Genomic DNA, 15181 nt, shown 5'->3' on the forward strand with positions numbered 1-15181 from the left:
CGCGGCCCGTGCGGGGCGGCGGCATGGTTGCCTCGCGGATGAGTTATTTATTGCAAATCTTTTGCAACAATGAATTCATCCGCGATCACATCGGAGCCTTCCATGTCCTCGAAAGTCATCGCGCTCGCATTGTTCGCGTCGGCCGCATCCATCTCGGCCGTCGCAGCCGACCTGCCCGCGCGAAAGGCAGCACAACCGCCCGCCCCGGCCATTTCCGCCTGCACCGAAAGCGAGGGCATCCCGATCGACGCCTTCGGCTTCACCACCGGCTCTGATGTCGCCGATGTCGGCTCCTTCGGTCCAAGCCTCGCCTATAACGGCGCCTTCGGCACCCGCATTGGCAACTCGAACGGCCATGGCCTGAACCTGCAGGGCTCCTACGGCCTCTTCCCCTGCTTCGAGATCGGCCCCTATGTGCTGGGCTCCATCACCAGCGCCTCGGCCGGCGGCGTCAGCGCCGATTCGCGCGCCTTCGGCGCCGGCGTCGAGATGAAGTACCGGCTGCTCGGGCGCGACATGCACGGGCTCGGCCTGACCGTCGTGCTCGACCCGAGCTTCAACCGCGTCGATCCGGATGGCGCCGGCCGCTTCACCACCTACAACACCGGCATCCGCCTCTTCGCCGACAAGACGCTGATCCCGAACACGCTCTATGCGGCGCTCAACCTCTCGCAGGATCTGACCTGGAGCGGCCCCTCGCCCTATCAGCGCTCCTCCACCTTCACGGTCGCCGGCTCGCTCGCCTGGCAGGTCGCGGACGGGCTCTATCTGAGCGGCGAAGTCCGCCACATGCGCGCCCATAACGAGCTCGGCTTCGGCAAGGAAGCGGGCTACGCCACCTTCGCCGGTCCCGGCATCTTCTGGCAGGCGACGAAGCAGCTCGCCCTCTCCGCCGCCTACAACATCCAGGTCGCCGGCAAGGCCAAGGGCGAGCCCGGCAATCTCGACCTGACCAATTTCAGCCAGCATCTGGTCAAGGTGAAGCTCGGCTACAGCTTCTGACGGCCCGATCGGACGTCAGCCCTCGTCCAAAGTGCCTGAATAATAGAAGCCCTCATCCTGAGGAGGCCCGCAGGGCCGTCTCGAAGGATGATCCAGCGGGCTCTGGAGCCTCCTGAAGCATCCTTCGAGACGCGCCTACGGCCCTCCTCAGGATGAGGGCTGAGGCGATGCTTGACCCTGCTCTGAGGCTTTCCGGCAAAGCGAGAAGCGGCAACGCAGCCGCCCTTTTCGTTTCGGCGCGCCATTCGCGTTGACATACTCCCCCTCAGTACCATAGCGTCTCGCGGATCGAAGCTCGATGCGCGCCCATGCCTCACACGCCTGAAGAGAAGAAGCGCGCGGTCACGCGGCTGCGCCGGATCAGGGGACAGACCGACGCCCTGATCGCCGCCGTGGAACGCGGCGAGGAATGCGGCGCCCTGCTGCAGCAGCTTGCCGCGCTGCGCGGCGCCGCCACCGGGCTGATGGCGGAGGTGCTCGAGATGCATCTGCGCGAGACCGTTCAGGGCACGGCCGGCGCGGCCAAGGCGCCCTCCGACGATGCCGACGAGATCGCCGCGATCATGCGCGTGATCCGCCCCTATCTGAAATGACCGTTCGCAAGGAAGGAACCACCCGATGAAGACCCGTGCCGCCGTCGCCTGGGAAGCCGGCAAGCCGCTCACCATCGAAACCATCGAGATCGGCGGCCCGAAGGCCGGCGAGGTCCTCGTCGAGGTCATGGCGACCGGCATCTGCCACACCGACGCCTACACGTTGTCGGGCCTGGATTCGGAGGGCAAGTTTCCGGCGATCCTCGGCCATGAGGGCGCGGGCATCGTCCGCGAGGTCGGCGCCGGCGTCACCACGCTGAAGCCCGGCGACCACGTCATCCCGCTCTACACGCCGGAATGCCGCAGCTGTAAGTCCTGCCTGTCGCGTCGGACCAATCTCTGCACCGCGATCCGCTCCACCCAGGGTCAGGGCCTGATGCCGGACGGCACGAGCCGCTTCTCCTGCGATGGCGGCGAGGTCTTCCACTATATGGGCTGCTCGACCTTCGCGAACTTCACCGTGCTGCCCGAGATCGCGCTCGCCAAGGTCCGCGAGGACGCCCCCTTCGACAAGATCTGCTACATCGGCTGCGGTGTGACGACCGGCATCGGCGCCGTGATCTACACCGCCAAGGTCTGGCCCGGCGCCAATGTCGTCGTCTTCGGGCTCGGTGGCATCGGCCTCAACGTCATCCAGGGCGCCCGCATGGTCGGCGCCGACAAGATCATCGGCGTCGACATCAACCCGGCCAAGCGCGCCATGGCCGAGAAATTCGGCATGACCGACTTCATCAACCCGAAGGAGATCGGCAACGACAAGGTCGTGCAGGCGATCGTCGACCTCACCGGCGGCGGCGCCGATTTCTCCTTCGACGCCACCGGCAACACCGATGTGATGCGCCAGGCGCTGGAGTGCTGCCATCGCGGCTGGGGCGAGTCGATCATCATCGGCGTGGCCGAGGCCGGCAAGGAGATCGCCACCCGCCCGTTCCAGCTCGTCACCGGCCGCGTCTGGAAGGGCACGGCCTTCGGCGGCGCGCGCGGGCGCACGGACGTGCCGAAGATCGTCGACTGGTATATGGAAGGAAAGATCAACATCGACGACCTGATCACCCACAAGCTCAAGCTGGAGGAGATCAATCACGGCTTCGACCTGATGCATGAGGGCAAGTCGATCCGCAGCGTCGTGGTCTATTGAGCCGCCGCTCCACTGCCTTATTCCGCAGGCAGTGACACATCATGGTCGCCCTTGTGGCGACCATCCGCGTCTTCGCTGGCCGAGACCTGCGTTCAAGACGTGGATGCTCGGGATAGGCCGGGCGTGACGCCAACAGCTAAGGCCCGTTCTCCGGAAGCGGCGCCGGCCCGCGACAGAAGGGACCCCCTATGGAACTCCTCTCCTCCTCGAAGGCCTTCGGCGGCTCACAGCGCGTCTATCGTCATGACAGCGTTGCCTGCGCCTGCCCGATGACCTTCGCGATCTATCTGCCGCACCAGATCGAGGACGGGCCGGTTCCGGTGCTGTGGTACCTGTCGGGCCTGACCTGCACGCATCAGAACGCCATGGACAAGGGCGAGTACCGGGCCGCGGCCGCCGCCAACGGCATCGCCATCATCTGCCCGGACACCAGCCCGCGCGGCGCCGATGTGCCGGACGAGCCCGACAACTGGCAGTTCGGCTCCGGCGCCGGCTTCTATCTCGACGCCACGCAGGAGCCCTATGCCCGCAACTATCGGATGGAGAGCTATATCCGCGACGAGCTCCAGGCTCTGGTCACGAAGAACTTCCCGCTCGACATGAACCGGCAGGGCATCTTCGGCCATTCCATGGGCGGCCATGGCGCGATCACCCTCGCCTTGAAGAACCCCGGGCGCTACCGCTCCGTCTCCGCCTTCGCGCCGATCACCCAGCCGTCGACCGCCGGCTGGTCGCGCCCCGCCTTCGAGAAATATCTCGGGCCGAACGAAACGGCCTGGCGGAACTATGATTCCACCCTGCTGATCGCCGATGGCCATCGCATCGCCGATCTGCTCGTCGACCAGGGCACCGCCGACGGCTTCCTCGAGGAGGGCCTGCGCCCGCAGCTCCTCGAGATCGCCTGCGCCACCGCCGGTATTCCGCTGCAGCTGACGATGCGGGAGGGCTACGACCACTCCTACAACTTCGTCTCCACCTTCATGGCGCAGCACATCGCCTGGCACGCCGAGCGGCTGGTCGCTTAGGGTCTCAAAACCGGAGGAGATCGAGGCCTCTCCGTACTCGTCGATCCCGCGGAAGCACCGGCCGGGCCGATTCGCCGCGCCGCGGGAACGCCCACGCGCATCGCCGCGTTGAGTTTCCCGTAACCGTCCGGCACGGGGGCTCGTCCATGGCCAAGCACAGGAAGCCGCGGCGCAACCGCTCGCTCTTCACCCGTCTGTCGCAGGCCGTCTCCCGCTGGGCCGGCAAGCCGCAGACCTTCTTCATCGCCGGCGCGCTGATCGTCCTCTGGGCGCTTTCCGGCCCGTTCTTCGGCTTCAACGACAGTTGGCAGCTCGTCGTCAACACCTCGACGACCATCGTCACCTTCCTGATGGTCTTCATCATCCAGAACAGCCAGAACCGCGACACGGCCGCGATCCAGATCAAGCTCGACGAGCTGATCTGCAGGCTCGAGGGCGCCCGCGAGGAGTTGCTCGACCTCGAGGAACTCGACGAGGACAAGCTCGAGACGATCCGCGGCGAGTTCGAGGCGATGGCTGCAAAGGCGCGCGAAGTGGCGCACCCGTCCCCTGCCGGGCAGTAGCCGGGGAACGAGGCGGCAAGCTGTCGAGGCTGGGTCTGCCATGTGCGCGTCGACAACCCTGCCCTGCAGGATCACACTTCGCGCATCAAGCATGGGAGGCTGTGATGCTGTCGACAGTCGTCCTCATCGTCGCGAGCCTGTTCGGGCTCGCCGCCCTCACCGGCATCGTCCTGATCTGGATCATGGGATATCTGATGTGGCGCGCCGGCCCCCACGGCCACCCGGGGAACGAATTCTGACGCTCCCGCGCGCCTCCTTTAAATGAAGGATGTGACGTTAGGTTAATTAAAGCTAAATACCTGACGGGGGGTCCACGTGGGGGTGGGCTGGCAAATGTCGTATCTACGAATCGCTCATATCAACGAGCAGGGCACCTATTTCGTCATCGTTCCGGTTGAAACATCCTTCGGGTCACAGCCCCGCGTCGCACAGGAAGCCTCCATCGACCGGTGGCGGCTGGCCGCCATGTCGGCGCGCCTGAACGGCACCGTCGTTCCGGTCTGGGAGAACGGCGACCGTCTGGCCTTCCGCGCGCCGCAGCGCTTCCACGCCTTCTTCAAATCCCTCTCCCTCCCGCTCGTCCTCGGCATGCTCAACGAGACCCTGAGCTGCTAGCGGGCGAGTGCGGCATGGGAGCCGCACGCTCATCCGGCCTCTGGCCGGCTTGGGCGTGCGGAGCGCGTCGCCGAGCTGCGACCAGTGCCGCCGGAGGTCTGCCCTCCGGTCATTCAGGCAAAAGTAAGGTTAGCTTTTAGGGTTAAGTGTCATTTAAGAAATCAATGCCATGGTCCTTCCCGTTGGTAACTCGCGCGGGCTGCGTATCTGCGCCGCGCAAACGCGAAGGAAACTGCCATGGGCAGCCTGAAAACTCTCGCGCTGGCGGGCGGCCTGGCCCTCGGCGTCTCCGCCGCAGCTCAGGCAGCCGACCTCGCCTATGCACCGCCTCCGCCGCCGCCCGAGCCTCTCGGTCTCAAGGGCACGATCTCGAGCGGCATCTATCTGCGCGGCGATGTCGGCGTCGGCCTGCAGACCGTCGGCAAGTATCACCAGGACGATGTCGTGCAGTTCGGCGGCAACTTCTTCGGCAAGAGCGACAACTCCGCCTTCTTCGCCGGCCTCGGCGTCGGCTACCGCTTCAACAACTGGCTGCGCTTCGACATCACCGGCGAATATCGCGGCTCCTCGTCGATCGGGGTGAACGACATCGTCTTCAACCCCTGGATCAACGACTTCCAGACCAACACCTACAAGGGCAACCTGACCTCGCTGGTCACCCTGTTCAACGGCTATATCGACCTCGGCACCTGGAACTGCCTGACGCCCTATATCGGCGCCGGCATCGGCTTCTCGCAGAACCGCATCAGCGGCCTGACCGACCAGGGCTCCGTCGCCGGCTTCCCGACGCTCGGCTACGCCACTAACGGCAGCAAGACCGATCTCGCCTGGGCGCTGATGGCGGGCGTCGGCTACGAGGTGAACAAGAACCTGACCCTCGAGCTCGGCTATCGCTATCTCAACCTCGGCGACGCCCAGTCCGGCCGCATCGTCAACGCCTTCAACGGCGAGATGTACGCGCCGCTCAAGGCCAAGAACATCGACAGCCACGACTTCCGTATCGGCATGCGCTGGAACTTCGGCGATCCGAACTGCTGCGGCACGCCGGAGCCGGTCGCCTACGCGCCGCCGGTGGTGCGCAAGTACTGAGAGCCGACGGCTCGCCCGACACGGACGGCGCGGATCATCTCCGCGCCGTTTTGCTTTGGTCGCCTGGCAACGCGGCGTCGCTGACCCTCACCGCAGCAGCGACTGGCCCGTCATCTCGGCCGGCTGCGGCAGTTCCATCAGCGCGAGCAGCGTCGGCGCGATATCGGCGAGGCGCCCCTCGGCCAGCGCCTTCCCCTTCCCGCCGATCAGCATCAGCGGCACCGGATTGGTGGTGTGGGCCGTATGCGGCTTGCCGGTCTCCGGATCGACCATCAGTTCGGCATTGCCGTGGTCGGCGGTGACGAGCAGGGCCCCGCCCTGCCGCTCCACTGCCTCCGCGATCGCGCCGAGCCCGGCATCGACGGTCTCGACCGCCTTGATCGCCGCCGCCAGCACGCCAGTGTGGCCGACCATGTCCGGATTGGCGAAGTTGAGCACGACGAGGTCGTAGCGGCCGGAACCGATCGCCTCGACCGCCTTGGCGGTCAGCTCCGGCGCCGACATCTCGGGCTGCAGGTCGTAGGTCGCGACCTTCGGCGAGGGCACCATCACCCGCTCCTCGCCGGAATAGGGCGTCTCCTCCCCGCCATTGAAGAAATAGGTGACGTGCGGATATTTCTCCGTCTCCGCCATGCGGATCTGCGTCCGCCCGGCCTTGGCCACCGTCTCGCCCAGCCCGTTGGCGAGCGTCTGCGGCGGGAACAGCACGGGCATTACCTTGTCGAGCTCGGCGCTGTAGGAGGTCATGCTGACGGCCTTGGCCAGCCGCGGCACGCGCGGCCGCGCGAAACCGGCGAAGTCCGGCTCCAGCACGGCGTTCAGGATCTCGCGAATGCGGTCGGAACGGAAATTGAAGCTCAGCAGCCCGTCGCCATCCTTCATCCCGGCATAGCCGCCGATCGCCGCGGGCAGGATGAATTCGTCGGTGACGTTGCCGGCATAGGCCGCCGCGATGGCGGCATCCGCCGTGGCGAAAGCGGCCCCCTCGCCCAGCACCATGGCGCGCCAGGCCTTCTCGACACGCTCCCAGCGGTTGTCGCGGTCCATCGCATAGTAGCGGCCCGAGACGCTGGCGATCTTCGCCCCGGCCGGCAGCGCCGCGGCGAAGGCCTTCACATAATCCGCAGCCGATTGCGGCGGGGTATCGCGCCCGTCGGTGAAGACATGGACCCGGACCGGGATGCCCTGCTTGGCCAGGATCTGGGCGAGCGCCACCGCATGGTCCTGATGGGCGTGGACGCCGCCCGGCGAAACCAGGCCGAGCAGATGGCAGGCGCCGCCGCTCACCTTCAGCCCGGCGACGAGGCCGCTCGCCTCCAGCGCCGCCGCGATCGAGCCGTCGGCGATCGCCTGGTTGATGCGTGGCAGGTCCTGCATCACCACGCGGCCGGCGCCGAGATTGAGATGGCCGACCTCGGAATTGCCCATCTGGCCCGGCGGCAGCCCGACATCGAGCCCGGAGGTGCGCAGGAAGCTGTGCGGGCTCGCCGCCCAGAGGCGGTCGAAATTCGGGGTCTTCGCCAGCCGGACGGCGTTGTTCTCGCGCGCCTCGCGCGCGCCCCAGCCATCGAGGATCATCAGCATCACGGGGCGAGGCGGCATCGGCGGACCCTTGGTATCTGTGAAAACTCCGTGTGCGGATATCATGCGCCGCGCCGCGAATGCGAGTGTTATGAGTCGACCCTGGAATTCGAGCCCTCATCCTGAGGAGCGCCTTCAGGCGCGTCTCGAAGGAGGTTCCAGGAGGCTCTGGAACCATCTGGAGCATCCTTCGAGACGCCGCTCCGCGGCTCCTCAGGATGAGGCTGAGTGTCAGGCTAGGCCGCAACGGAGGATGCCGATGTCGATCAAGGCGCTGGTCTTCGATGCCTATGGCACGCTGTTCGACGTGCAGTCCGTGGCGAGCGTCACCGATGCGGCCTTCCCGGGCCGGGGCACCGCCATCACCCAGATCTGGCGGCTCAAGCAGCTCGAATACACCTGGTTGCGCGCGCTGATGGACCGCTACGAGGATTTCTGGACCGTCACCCGCGACTCGCTCGACTTCACGCTGAGATCGCTCGGCCTCTCGGCGTCGCCGGAGCTCGTCGCGCAGATCGCGGAAGCCTATGACGCGCTCGCCCTCTATCCGGAGGCGCGGACGGCGCTGGAGGGGCTCGCCGCCCACCGCCTCGCCATCTTCTCGAATGGCAGCCCCGCGATGCTGAAGCGGCTCGTCGCCCATGCCGGCATCGGCGAATTGCTGGAAACCGTGATCAGCGTCGACGAGATCGGCGTCTACAAGCCCGATCCGCGCGGCTATGCCCATGTCGAGAAGCGGCTCGGGCTGGGGCGCGAGGAGATCCTGTTCGTCTCGTCCAACGGCTTCGACATCGCCGGCGCCAAGGCTCACGGTTTCCATGTCGCCCGCATCGAGCGGATGCCGGCGAGCAGGCTGCGCGGCGAACTGGCGGCAGCGCCGGAAATCGGCCCCGCCTTGATGTTCCAGGCGCTGCGCATGCAGCCGGAGCAGCTCGGATTCCAGGCCGACGCGACCATTGCAGCACTGACCGATCTCGTCTCCTATGTCGCCGCACTGAGACAGGCCTGAAGCGCCGCCGAGGACGCAACATGATCAAGCTCTACTACCACCCCTCGCCGAACCCGGCGAAGGTCGCGCTGTTCCTGGAGGAGACCGGGCTGCCGTACGAGATGGTGCCGGTCGACACCCGCAAGGGCGACCAGTTCAAGCCGGAATTCCTCGCCATCAACCCCAATGCCAAGACGCCGGCCTTGACCGACGGCGACGTCACCGTCTTCGATTCGAACGCGATCCTGCTCTATCTCGCCGAGAAGACCGGGAAGTTCCTCCCCGCGGACACGCCGAAGGCGCGCGGCGAGATGCTGTCCTGGCTGATGTTCGTCGCCACCGGCATCGGCCCCTATTGCGGCCAGGCCGTGCATTTCAGCCGCTTCGCGCCCGAGAAGATCCCCTATGCCATCAACCGCTATGCCCGCGAGGCCGAGCGGCACTGGGGCATCGTCAACGACCTGCTCGCCGGGCGCCGCTACATGCTCGGCGAGACCTACACGCTCGTCGACATGTCGATCTGGGGTTGGGCGACGCGCCTGTCCTTTGCGGTGGGCGAGACCTGGCCCGAGATGTTCCCGCATGTGAAGCGCCACCTCGACGAGATCTCGGCGCGGCCCGCCGCGCAGCGCGCGACCGCGCTCAAGGACCAGTTCGCCTTCAAGGCCGATTTCGACGCCGAGGCTCGCAAGTTCCTGTTCCCGCAGAACGCCCATCTCCCGGGCTGAAGGTCGCCCGGGAACGACGGGGCGTCGTGTCCAGCACCGCCTGTGCATCATGCCCGCCCCGGCGGCGAAAGCTCTGGCGACACCCGCCGTTTCGGGCCAGTGTCGCCCCCGCCTCGTGCCGGAAGGCGCGGGGTACCGCATAGTTTCCGAGGGGACGGATGCCGACCGATATCGAGATTGCGCGCGCCGCGACGCTGCAGCCCATCGCCGCCATCGCCGCCAAGGCCGGCATTCCCGTCGAAGCGCTGAGCCCCTACGGCAAGTTCATCGCCAAGATCGACCCGCACGCCCTGCCGGATTCCGGTGACAAGCCGGACGGCAAGCTGATCCTGGTCACGGCGATCAGCCCCACCCCCGCCGGCGAAGGCAAGACCACGACCACGGTCGGCCTCGGCGACGGCCTCTCGCGCATCGGCAAGCGCGCCATGATCGCACTGCGCGAGCCCTCGCTCGGGCCGAGCTTCGGGATGAAGGGCGGAGCGGCCGGCGGCGGCTACGCCCAGGTCGTACCGATGGAGCAGATCAACCTGCACTTCACCGGAGACTTCCACGCCATCACCAGCGCCCACAACCTGCTGGCGGCGATGATCGACAACCACATCTACTGGGGCAACGGGCTCGACCTCGATACGCGCCACGTCGCCCTGCGCCGCGTCATGGACATGAACGACCGGGCGCTGCGTCAGGTCGTGTCCTCGCTCGGCGGGCCCGGCAACGGCTTCCCGCGCGAGGACGGATTCGACATCACCGTCGCCTCCGAGGTGATGGCGATCTTCTGCCTGGCGCAGGGCGCCGCCGATCTCGAGGCCCGGCTCGGCCGCATCGTCGTCGGGCGCACGCGCGACAAGCGGCTGGTCAGCGCCGCCGACATCAAGGCCACCGGCGCGATGAGCGTGCTGCTCAAGGACGCGCTGATGCCGAATCTGGTGCAGACCCTGGAAGGCACCCCGGCCTTCGTCCATGGCGGCCCCTTCGCCAACATTGCCCATGGCTGCAACTCGGTGATCGCGACGCAGACCGCACTGAAGCTGGCCGACTATGTCGTGACGGAGGCCGGCTTCGGCGCCGATCTCGGCGCCGAGAAGTTCTTCGACATCAAATGTCGCAAGGCGGGGCTGAAGCCGGCCGCCGCCGTGGTCGTCGCCACGGTGCGCGCGCTCAAGATGCATGGCGGCGTGGCCAGGGATGCCCTCGGGCGCGAGGACCTCAAGGCGCTCGAGGCCGGGCTTTCCAACCTCGCCCGCCACATCGTCAACATCCGCAAATTCGGCGTCCCGCCGATCGTCGCGATCAACCATTTCGCCGGCGACACCGCCGCCGAGCACGCGTTGATCCATCACTTCTGCCGCAACCATCTCGGCGTCGAGACGGTGATCTGCCGGCACTGGGCCGAAGGCGGCGCCGGGGCGGAAGAGCTCGCCCGCAAGGTCGCCGCGCTCGCCGACGATGACGAGGCCGACTTCACCCCCCTCTACCCCACCTCCATGCCGCTTCGGCAGAAGCTGGAGACGATCGCGCGCGAGATCTATGGCGCCGGGGGCGTCAGCGTCGACCCGAAGCTGGAGGCCCGCTTCGCCGAGCTCGAGGCGGCCGGCTTCGGCGAGCTGCCGGTCTGCGTCGCGAAGACCCAGTACTCCTTCGCCGCCGACCCGACCTTGCGCGGCGCGCCCTCCGGCCACATCGTGCCGCTGCGGGAGCTCCGTCTCTCCGCCGGTGCGGGCTTCGTCGTCGCCATCTGCGGGGACATCATGACCATGCCCGGCCTGCCGCGCGAGCCGGCAGCGGAGCGCATCCATATCGACGCGCAAGGGTATATCGAGGGGCTGTTCTAGGCGGCCTCTTCGTCGTTTCCGAACGCCGCGGGGTTGCGGACCCAGCTCCCGAGATCGCAATGCTTCCCGTCATGGTCGGGCTTGTCGCGACCATCCACGTCTTCCTTGGCCGAAGGCGGTGTTCAAGGCGTGGATGCTCGCCACAAGCGCAAGCATGACGACGTCGGAGCAGCTGCGCGGGCTTGCCAGGCAGTTGCCCGGAACGGCCAAGCCTCGCTCAGGCGAAGTCGAGCTGAACCTTGATCGCCTTCGACTTGTCGGAGGCGAGGTCGAAGGCCTCGACCGCCCGATCGACCGGGATCGTCGCCGTCAGCAGCGGCGAGAGATCGATGCGGCCGGAGCCGATCATCGCGACCGCCCAATCGAATTCCTCATGGAAGCGGAACGAGCCGCGCAGGTCGAACTCCTTGGCGACGACGACGTTCATCGGCAGCGTGAACTGGCCGCCGACACCGATCTGCACGATGACTCCGCCGGGCCTGATCACGTCCAAGGCGCCGCTCAGCGCGTGCTGGTTGCCCGAGGCCTCGAACATCACGTCGAAGGCCCCCTTCTCCGCCCCGTATTCCTCCTTGAGCCGTTCCGGCTCGGCCGCGACATTGACCGTCCCGGTCGCCCCCATCCTGCGCGCGATCGGCAGCGGTCCGTCGACCACGTCGGTCGCGACGATTTCGGCGGCCCCCGCCGCCTTCGCCGCAACGACGGTGAGCGCGCCGATCGGCCCGGCGCCGGTGACGAGCACCCGCTTGCCCAGCAGCGGCCCGGCTCGCTTGGCGGCGTGCAGGCACACCGAGAGCGGCTCGGCGAAGGCGGCCTGGGCGGCGGTGACGCCATCGGCGACCTTCACCGCCTGCCGCTCCTCGACCACCAGCACGTCGCGGAAGCCGCCCTGGACATGCGGGAACCGCATCGCCGAACCGTAGAACAGCATGTCGGTGCAGTGCTGCTGCAGCCCCATCTGGCAATAGCGGCAATGGCCGCAGGCCCGGCTCGGATTGACCGCCACCCTGTCGCCCGGCTTCACCCGCGAGACCTCGCCGCCGACGGCCTCGACCCGGCCCGCGATCTCATGGCCGAGGATCATCGGCTCGCGCACGCGGATCGTGCCGAAGCCGCCATGCAGGTAATAATGCAGATCGGAGCCGCAGATGCCGCCGGCCTCGATCCGGACCCGGACATCGCGCGGCCCGAGCTCCGGCGCCGTGGTCGGCTCGACGCGCAGGTCCTTCTCGGCATGGATGACGACGGCACGCATGTCTCGCTCCCGGATTAGCCGCGAAACCGCGTCACGGCCATTGTCTAATCGATTGAAACCTGCTTACCGAGGGAGGCAGGCTTTGCGCAAACCAAATTTGCCCAACCCCAGGACACTCTGCGAGGATACGCCATGTCGCTGTCTCTGTTCAGTCTCGAAGGCAAGATCGCACTCGTCACCGGTTCCGGCCAGGGCATCGGCCTGGCGCTCGCGGAGGGGCTGTCGGAAGCGGGCGCTCATGTGGTGCTGAACGGACGCGACAAGGCCAAGCTGGAACGCGCCCGCGAGGCGCTCGCCGGCGCCGGCCGCAAGGCCTCCGTCGCCGCCTTCGACGTCACCGACCAGAAGGCGGTCGAGGCCGGCATCGCCGCGATCGAGACCGAGATCGGGCCGATCGACATCCTGATCAACAATGCCGGCATGCAGAAGCGCGCGCCGATCACCGAATTCCCGGTCGAAGGCTGGCACGAGGTGATCAACACCAACCTGCATTCGGTGTTCTACGTCACCCAGGCGGTGACGAAGCGGATGGTGCCGCGCAAGCGCGGCAAGATCATCAATATCGGCTCGGTGATGAGCGAGCTCGGCCGCGCCACCATCATCCCCTATACGGCGTCCAAGGGCGCGGTGAAGATGATGACGCGAGGCCTGGCCGCCGAGCTCGGCAAATACAACATTCAGGCCAACGCCATCGGGCCGGGCTATTTCGCCACCGAGATCAACGCCGCGCTGATCGCGGACGAAGCCTTCTCGAGCTGGGTTTCCAGCCGCACGCCGGCCGGGCGCTGGGGCGAGACGAAGGAATTGGTCGGAGCCGCGATCTTCCTCTCGGCGCCGGCTTCCGACTACGTCAACGGCCATCTGCTGATGGTCGATGGCGGGCTCACCGCGGTGGTGTGAGGCTTATCTTTCCTTCTCCCTTGCGGGATGGTTCGACGTATCCGAGACGGACAAGGGGGCGCGCAACCTCGCCGTCGTGCTCGCCCTTGTGGCGAGCATCCACGTCTTGAACACCGCCCCCGAGCAACGAAGGAAGACGTGGATGGTCGGGACAGGCCCGACCATGACGTGGTGAGGCGGCGCGCGCCTCGCATCGAAATCGGCTGTTGCCGACTTTTGACCCCGGGGTTTCCTTCGCGGGCAATCCCAAGACGATGGGAAGAAGGGCCGAGCGCGGTTCCGCGCCCACGGGTCAAGAGATGCTCGGGTCAAGCCCGAGCATGACGCCTGATGTCAGGCCGCGGCCTTGGTCACCGCCTCGACGACATCGTCGACCGCGCGCTCGACCAGATCGCGATCATCGCCCTCGGCCATCACGCGGATCACCGGCTCCGTGCCGGAGGGGCGGATCACGAGGCGCCCGCTCTCGCCGAGGAGCTGCTTGGCCGCCTCGATCGCCCGGACCACCAGCTGCTCCTCCAGCGGCTTGCCCTTCTTGTAGCGCACGTTCTTCAGGATCTGCGGCAGCGGCTCGAAGCAGTGGCAGACCTCCGAGACCGGCTTGTCCATGCGCTTCACCACCGCCAGCAGCTGCAGCGCCGCGACGAGCCCGTCGCCGGTCGTGCCGAAATCCGAGAGGATGATGTGGCCGGATTGCTCGCCGCCGAGATTGAAGCCGTGGTTGCGCATATGCTCCAGCACGTAGCGGTCGCCGACCGCCGTGCGGGCGAGCGTCAGCCCCAGCCCGGCCAGATAGCGCTCCAGCCCGAGATTGGACATGATCGTGGCGACGATGCCGGGTGCCGAGAGTCGGCCATCCTCGAGCCAGGAGCGCGCGATCACGGCCATGAGCTGGTCGCCATCGACGACATGCCCATGCTCGTCGACGACCAGGACGCGGTCGGCGTCGCCATCGAGCGCGATGCCGACATCGGCGCGCAGCTCGCGGACCTTGGCGACGAGCGCCTCCGGATGGGTCGAGCCGACCTCATGGTTGATGTTGAAGCCGTCCGGATCGACGCCGATGGTGATGACCTCGGCGCCGAGCTCCCAGAGCGCCTGCGGAGCCACCTTGTAGGCGGCGCCATTGGCGCAATCGAGCACGATGCGCAGGCCTTCCAGGCTCAGGTTCCGCGGCAGCGTCCGCTTGGCGAATTCGACATAGCGCGCATCGGCGCTGTCGATGCGCTTGGCGCGGCCGAGGCTGGGCGAGGTCGCGAGGCGGGGCCCGAGATCGGTGTCGACCAGCGCCTCGATCTCGCGCTCCACCTCGTCGTTGAGCTTGTAGCCGTCCGGCCCGAACAGCTTGATGCCGTTGTCCTCATAGGCGTTGTGCGAGGCCGAGATCATCACGCCGAGATCGGCCCGCATCGAGCGCGTCAGCATCGCGACGCCCGGGGTCGGGATCGGGCCGAGCAGCATCACGTCCATGCCGACCGAGGTGAAGCCGGCGACCATGGCGTATTCGATCATGTAGCCGGAAAGCCGCGTGTCCTTGCCGATCACGACCCGGTGTCGATGCTCGCCTCGGCGGAAGGCCAGCCCCGTGGCCTGGCCGACCTTCAGGGCAAGGTCTGGCGTGATGACGCCGTTCGCCCGCCCGCGAATGCCGTCCGTTCCGAAATATTTGCGCGTCATGTGCGATTCATGTCCGAGAGGCGATCAGCCCAGTTTTGCGGGTTCTATAGCCAAAAAACCTTTCCGCCTTCTCACAAATTATGACGGAGCGTGAAAGCAGGGCTGAAAGAAGCGGGAGCGGGCGGAAGGAGCCGTCATTCTTGGGCGAAGCGAAGCGCAGACCCGGGAATCTCCGGCAAGACGGGCACCAGAACC

General features: G+C 66.9%; 15 protein-coding genes. 12 read left to right on the top strand and 3 right to left on the bottom strand.

Translation table 11 applies throughout. From position 1 onward, the window contains the following. Positions 1-102: 102 nt before the first annotated feature. From B5Y19_RS17480 to B5Y19_RS17510, 8 genes are all read left to right on the top strand, one after another. Entirely contained in the window at positions 103-1002 is a 900-nt protein-coding gene (locus tag B5Y19_RS17480) for a DUF6662 family protein (RefSeq protein WP_055729535.1), read from the top strand. A 308-nt stretch (positions 1003-1310) separates the two neighbouring features. Further along, the gene (locus B5Y19_RS17485) at positions 1311-1595 is read left to right on the top strand and encodes a metal-sensing transcriptional repressor (RefSeq protein ID WP_055729536.1); all 285 of its coding nucleotides are present in this window, start codon (positions 1311-1313) and stop codon (positions 1593-1595) included. A 25-nt stretch (positions 1596-1620) separates the two neighbouring features. After that, a complete protein-coding gene (locus tag B5Y19_RS17490) occupies positions 1621-2733 on the top strand; it encodes an S-(hydroxymethyl)glutathione dehydrogenase/class III alcohol dehydrogenase (RefSeq protein ID WP_055729537.1) in 1113 nt (370 codons plus the stop codon). A gap of 188 nt (positions 2734-2921) precedes the next feature. Then, a complete protein-coding gene (fghA, locus tag B5Y19_RS17495; RefSeq protein WP_055729538.1) occupies positions 2922-3758 on the top strand; it encodes an S-formylglutathione hydrolase in 837 nt (278 codons plus the stop codon). A gap of 146 nt (positions 3759-3904) precedes the next feature. Beyond that, a complete protein-coding gene (locus B5Y19_RS17500) occupies positions 3905-4321 on the top strand; it encodes a low affinity iron permease family protein (RefSeq protein WP_055729539.1) in 417 nt (138 codons plus the stop codon). 104 nt (positions 4322-4425) lie between these two features. Then, on the top strand, positions 4426-4560 hold the full coding sequence (locus B5Y19_RS26605; RefSeq protein ID WP_280174387.1) for a hypothetical protein: 135 nt from the start codon (positions 4426-4428) through the stop codon (positions 4558-4560). 76 nt (positions 4561-4636) lie between these two features. Then, positions 4637-4936: a hypothetical protein gene (locus B5Y19_RS17505; protein ID WP_139384447.1), complete on the top strand. Its 300-nt coding sequence runs from the start codon at positions 4637-4639 to the stop codon at positions 4934-4936. 237 nt (positions 4937-5173) lie between these two features. Beyond that, positions 5174-6025: an outer membrane protein gene (locus tag B5Y19_RS17510; protein WP_055729541.1), complete on the top strand. Its 852-nt coding sequence runs from the start codon at positions 5174-5176 to the stop codon at positions 6023-6025. Positions 6026-6112: 87 nt separating this feature from the next. On the opposite strand, the gene gpmI is transcribed toward B5Y19_RS17510, so the two are convergent. After that, positions 6113-7627, bottom strand: coding sequence for a 2,3-bisphosphoglycerate-independent phosphoglycerate mutase (gene gpmI, locus B5Y19_RS17515; RefSeq protein WP_244555628.1), 1515 nt, complete (start codon positions 7625-7627; stop codon positions 6113-6115). Positions 7628-7865: 238 nt separating this feature from the next. Between gpmI and B5Y19_RS17520 the strand changes: the two genes are divergently transcribed. The 3 genes from B5Y19_RS17520 (at position 7866) to B5Y19_RS17530 (ending at position 11154) form a co-directional block, all read left to right on the top strand. Further along, positions 7866-8615 carry a haloacid dehalogenase type II gene (locus B5Y19_RS17520; protein ID WP_055729543.1) on the top strand — a complete coding sequence of 250 codons (750 nt, stop codon included), beginning with the start codon at positions 7866-7868 and terminating at the stop codon, positions 8613-8615. Between the two features lie 20 nt (positions 8616-8635). After that, positions 8636-9322 carry a glutathione S-transferase family protein gene (locus B5Y19_RS17525; RefSeq protein ID WP_055729544.1) on the top strand — a complete coding sequence of 229 codons (687 nt, stop codon included), beginning with the start codon at positions 8636-8638 and terminating at the stop codon, positions 9320-9322. 158 nt (positions 9323-9480) lie between these two features. Continuing rightward, positions 9481-11154, top strand: a complete 1674-nt coding sequence (locus B5Y19_RS17530) for a formate--tetrahydrofolate ligase (RefSeq protein WP_055729545.1) — start codon at positions 9481-9483, stop codon at positions 11152-11154. 217 nt (positions 11155-11371) lie between these two features. On the opposite strand, the gene B5Y19_RS17535 is transcribed toward B5Y19_RS17530, so the two are convergent. Then, positions 11372-12409, bottom strand: a complete 1038-nt coding sequence (locus B5Y19_RS17535) for an L-idonate 5-dehydrogenase (protein WP_055729546.1) — start codon at positions 12407-12409, stop codon at positions 11372-11374. A 132-nt stretch (positions 12410-12541) separates the two neighbouring features. On the opposite strand from B5Y19_RS17535, the gene B5Y19_RS17540 reads away from it, so the two are divergent. Further along, positions 12542-13309, top strand: a complete 768-nt coding sequence (locus B5Y19_RS17540) for an SDR family NAD(P)-dependent oxidoreductase (protein WP_176168651.1) — start codon at positions 12542-12544, stop codon at positions 13307-13309. Positions 13310-13642: 333 nt separating this feature from the next. On the opposite strand, the gene glmM is transcribed toward B5Y19_RS17540, so the two are convergent. Next, complete coding sequence (gene glmM, locus B5Y19_RS17550; protein WP_055729548.1) at positions 13643-14986, bottom strand: phosphoglucosamine mutase; 1344 nt, start codon at positions 14984-14986, stop codon at positions 13643-13645. Positions 14987-15181 lie beyond the last annotated feature (195 nt).

It is taken from the genome of Allobosea thiooxidans (genome assembly GCF_900168195.1).
In the GTDB taxonomy this organism is placed as follows: Bacteria; Pseudomonadota; Alphaproteobacteria; order Rhizobiales; family Beijerinckiaceae; genus Allobosea; species Allobosea thiooxidans.

Excerpts from the sequence above, each read along its gene's own strand:
- B5Y19_RS17480 (WP_055729535.1), top strand. The coding sequence starts at position 103 with ATGTCCTCGAAAGTCATCGCGCTCGCATTGTTCGCGTCGGCCGCATCC.
- B5Y19_RS17485 (WP_055729536.1), top strand. The coding sequence starts at position 1,311 with ATGCCTCACACGCCTGAAGAGAAGAAGCGCGCGGTCACGCGGCTGCGC.
- B5Y19_RS17490 (WP_055729537.1), top strand. The coding sequence starts at position 1,621 with ATGAAGACCCGTGCCGCCGTCGCCTGGGAAGCCGGCAAGCCGCTCACC.
- fghA (WP_055729538.1), top strand. The coding sequence starts at position 2,922 with ATGGAACTCCTCTCCTCCTCGAAGGCCTTCGGCGGCTCACAGCGCGTC.
- B5Y19_RS17500 (WP_055729539.1), top strand. The coding sequence starts at position 3,905 with ATGGCCAAGCACAGGAAGCCGCGGCGCAACCGCTCGCTCTTCACCCGT.
- B5Y19_RS26605 (WP_280174387.1), top strand. The coding sequence starts at position 4,426 with ATGCTGTCGACAGTCGTCCTCATCGTCGCGAGCCTGTTCGGGCTCGCC.
- B5Y19_RS17510 (WP_055729541.1), top strand. The coding sequence starts at position 5,174 with ATGGGCAGCCTGAAAACTCTCGCGCTGGCGGGCGGCCTGGCCCTCGGC.
- gpmI (WP_244555628.1), bottom strand. The coding sequence starts at position 7,627 with ATGCCGCCTCGCCCCGTGATGCTGATGATCCTCGATGGCTGGGGCGCG.
- B5Y19_RS17520 (WP_055729543.1), top strand. The coding sequence starts at position 7,866 with ATGTCGATCAAGGCGCTGGTCTTCGATGCCTATGGCACGCTGTTCGAC.
- B5Y19_RS17525 (WP_055729544.1), top strand. The coding sequence starts at position 8,636 with ATGATCAAGCTCTACTACCACCCCTCGCCGAACCCGGCGAAGGTCGCG.
- B5Y19_RS17530 (WP_055729545.1), top strand. The coding sequence starts at position 9,481 with ATGCCGACCGATATCGAGATTGCGCGCGCCGCGACGCTGCAGCCCATC.
- B5Y19_RS17535 (WP_055729546.1), bottom strand. The coding sequence starts at position 12,409 with ATGCGTGCCGTCGTCATCCATGCCGAGAAGGACCTGCGCGTCGAGCCG.
- B5Y19_RS17540 (WP_176168651.1), top strand. The coding sequence starts at position 12,542 with ATGTCGCTGTCTCTGTTCAGTCTCGAAGGCAAGATCGCACTCGTCACC.
- glmM (WP_055729548.1), bottom strand. The coding sequence starts at position 14,986 with ATGACGCGCAAATATTTCGGAACGGACGGCATTCGCGGGCGGGCGAAC.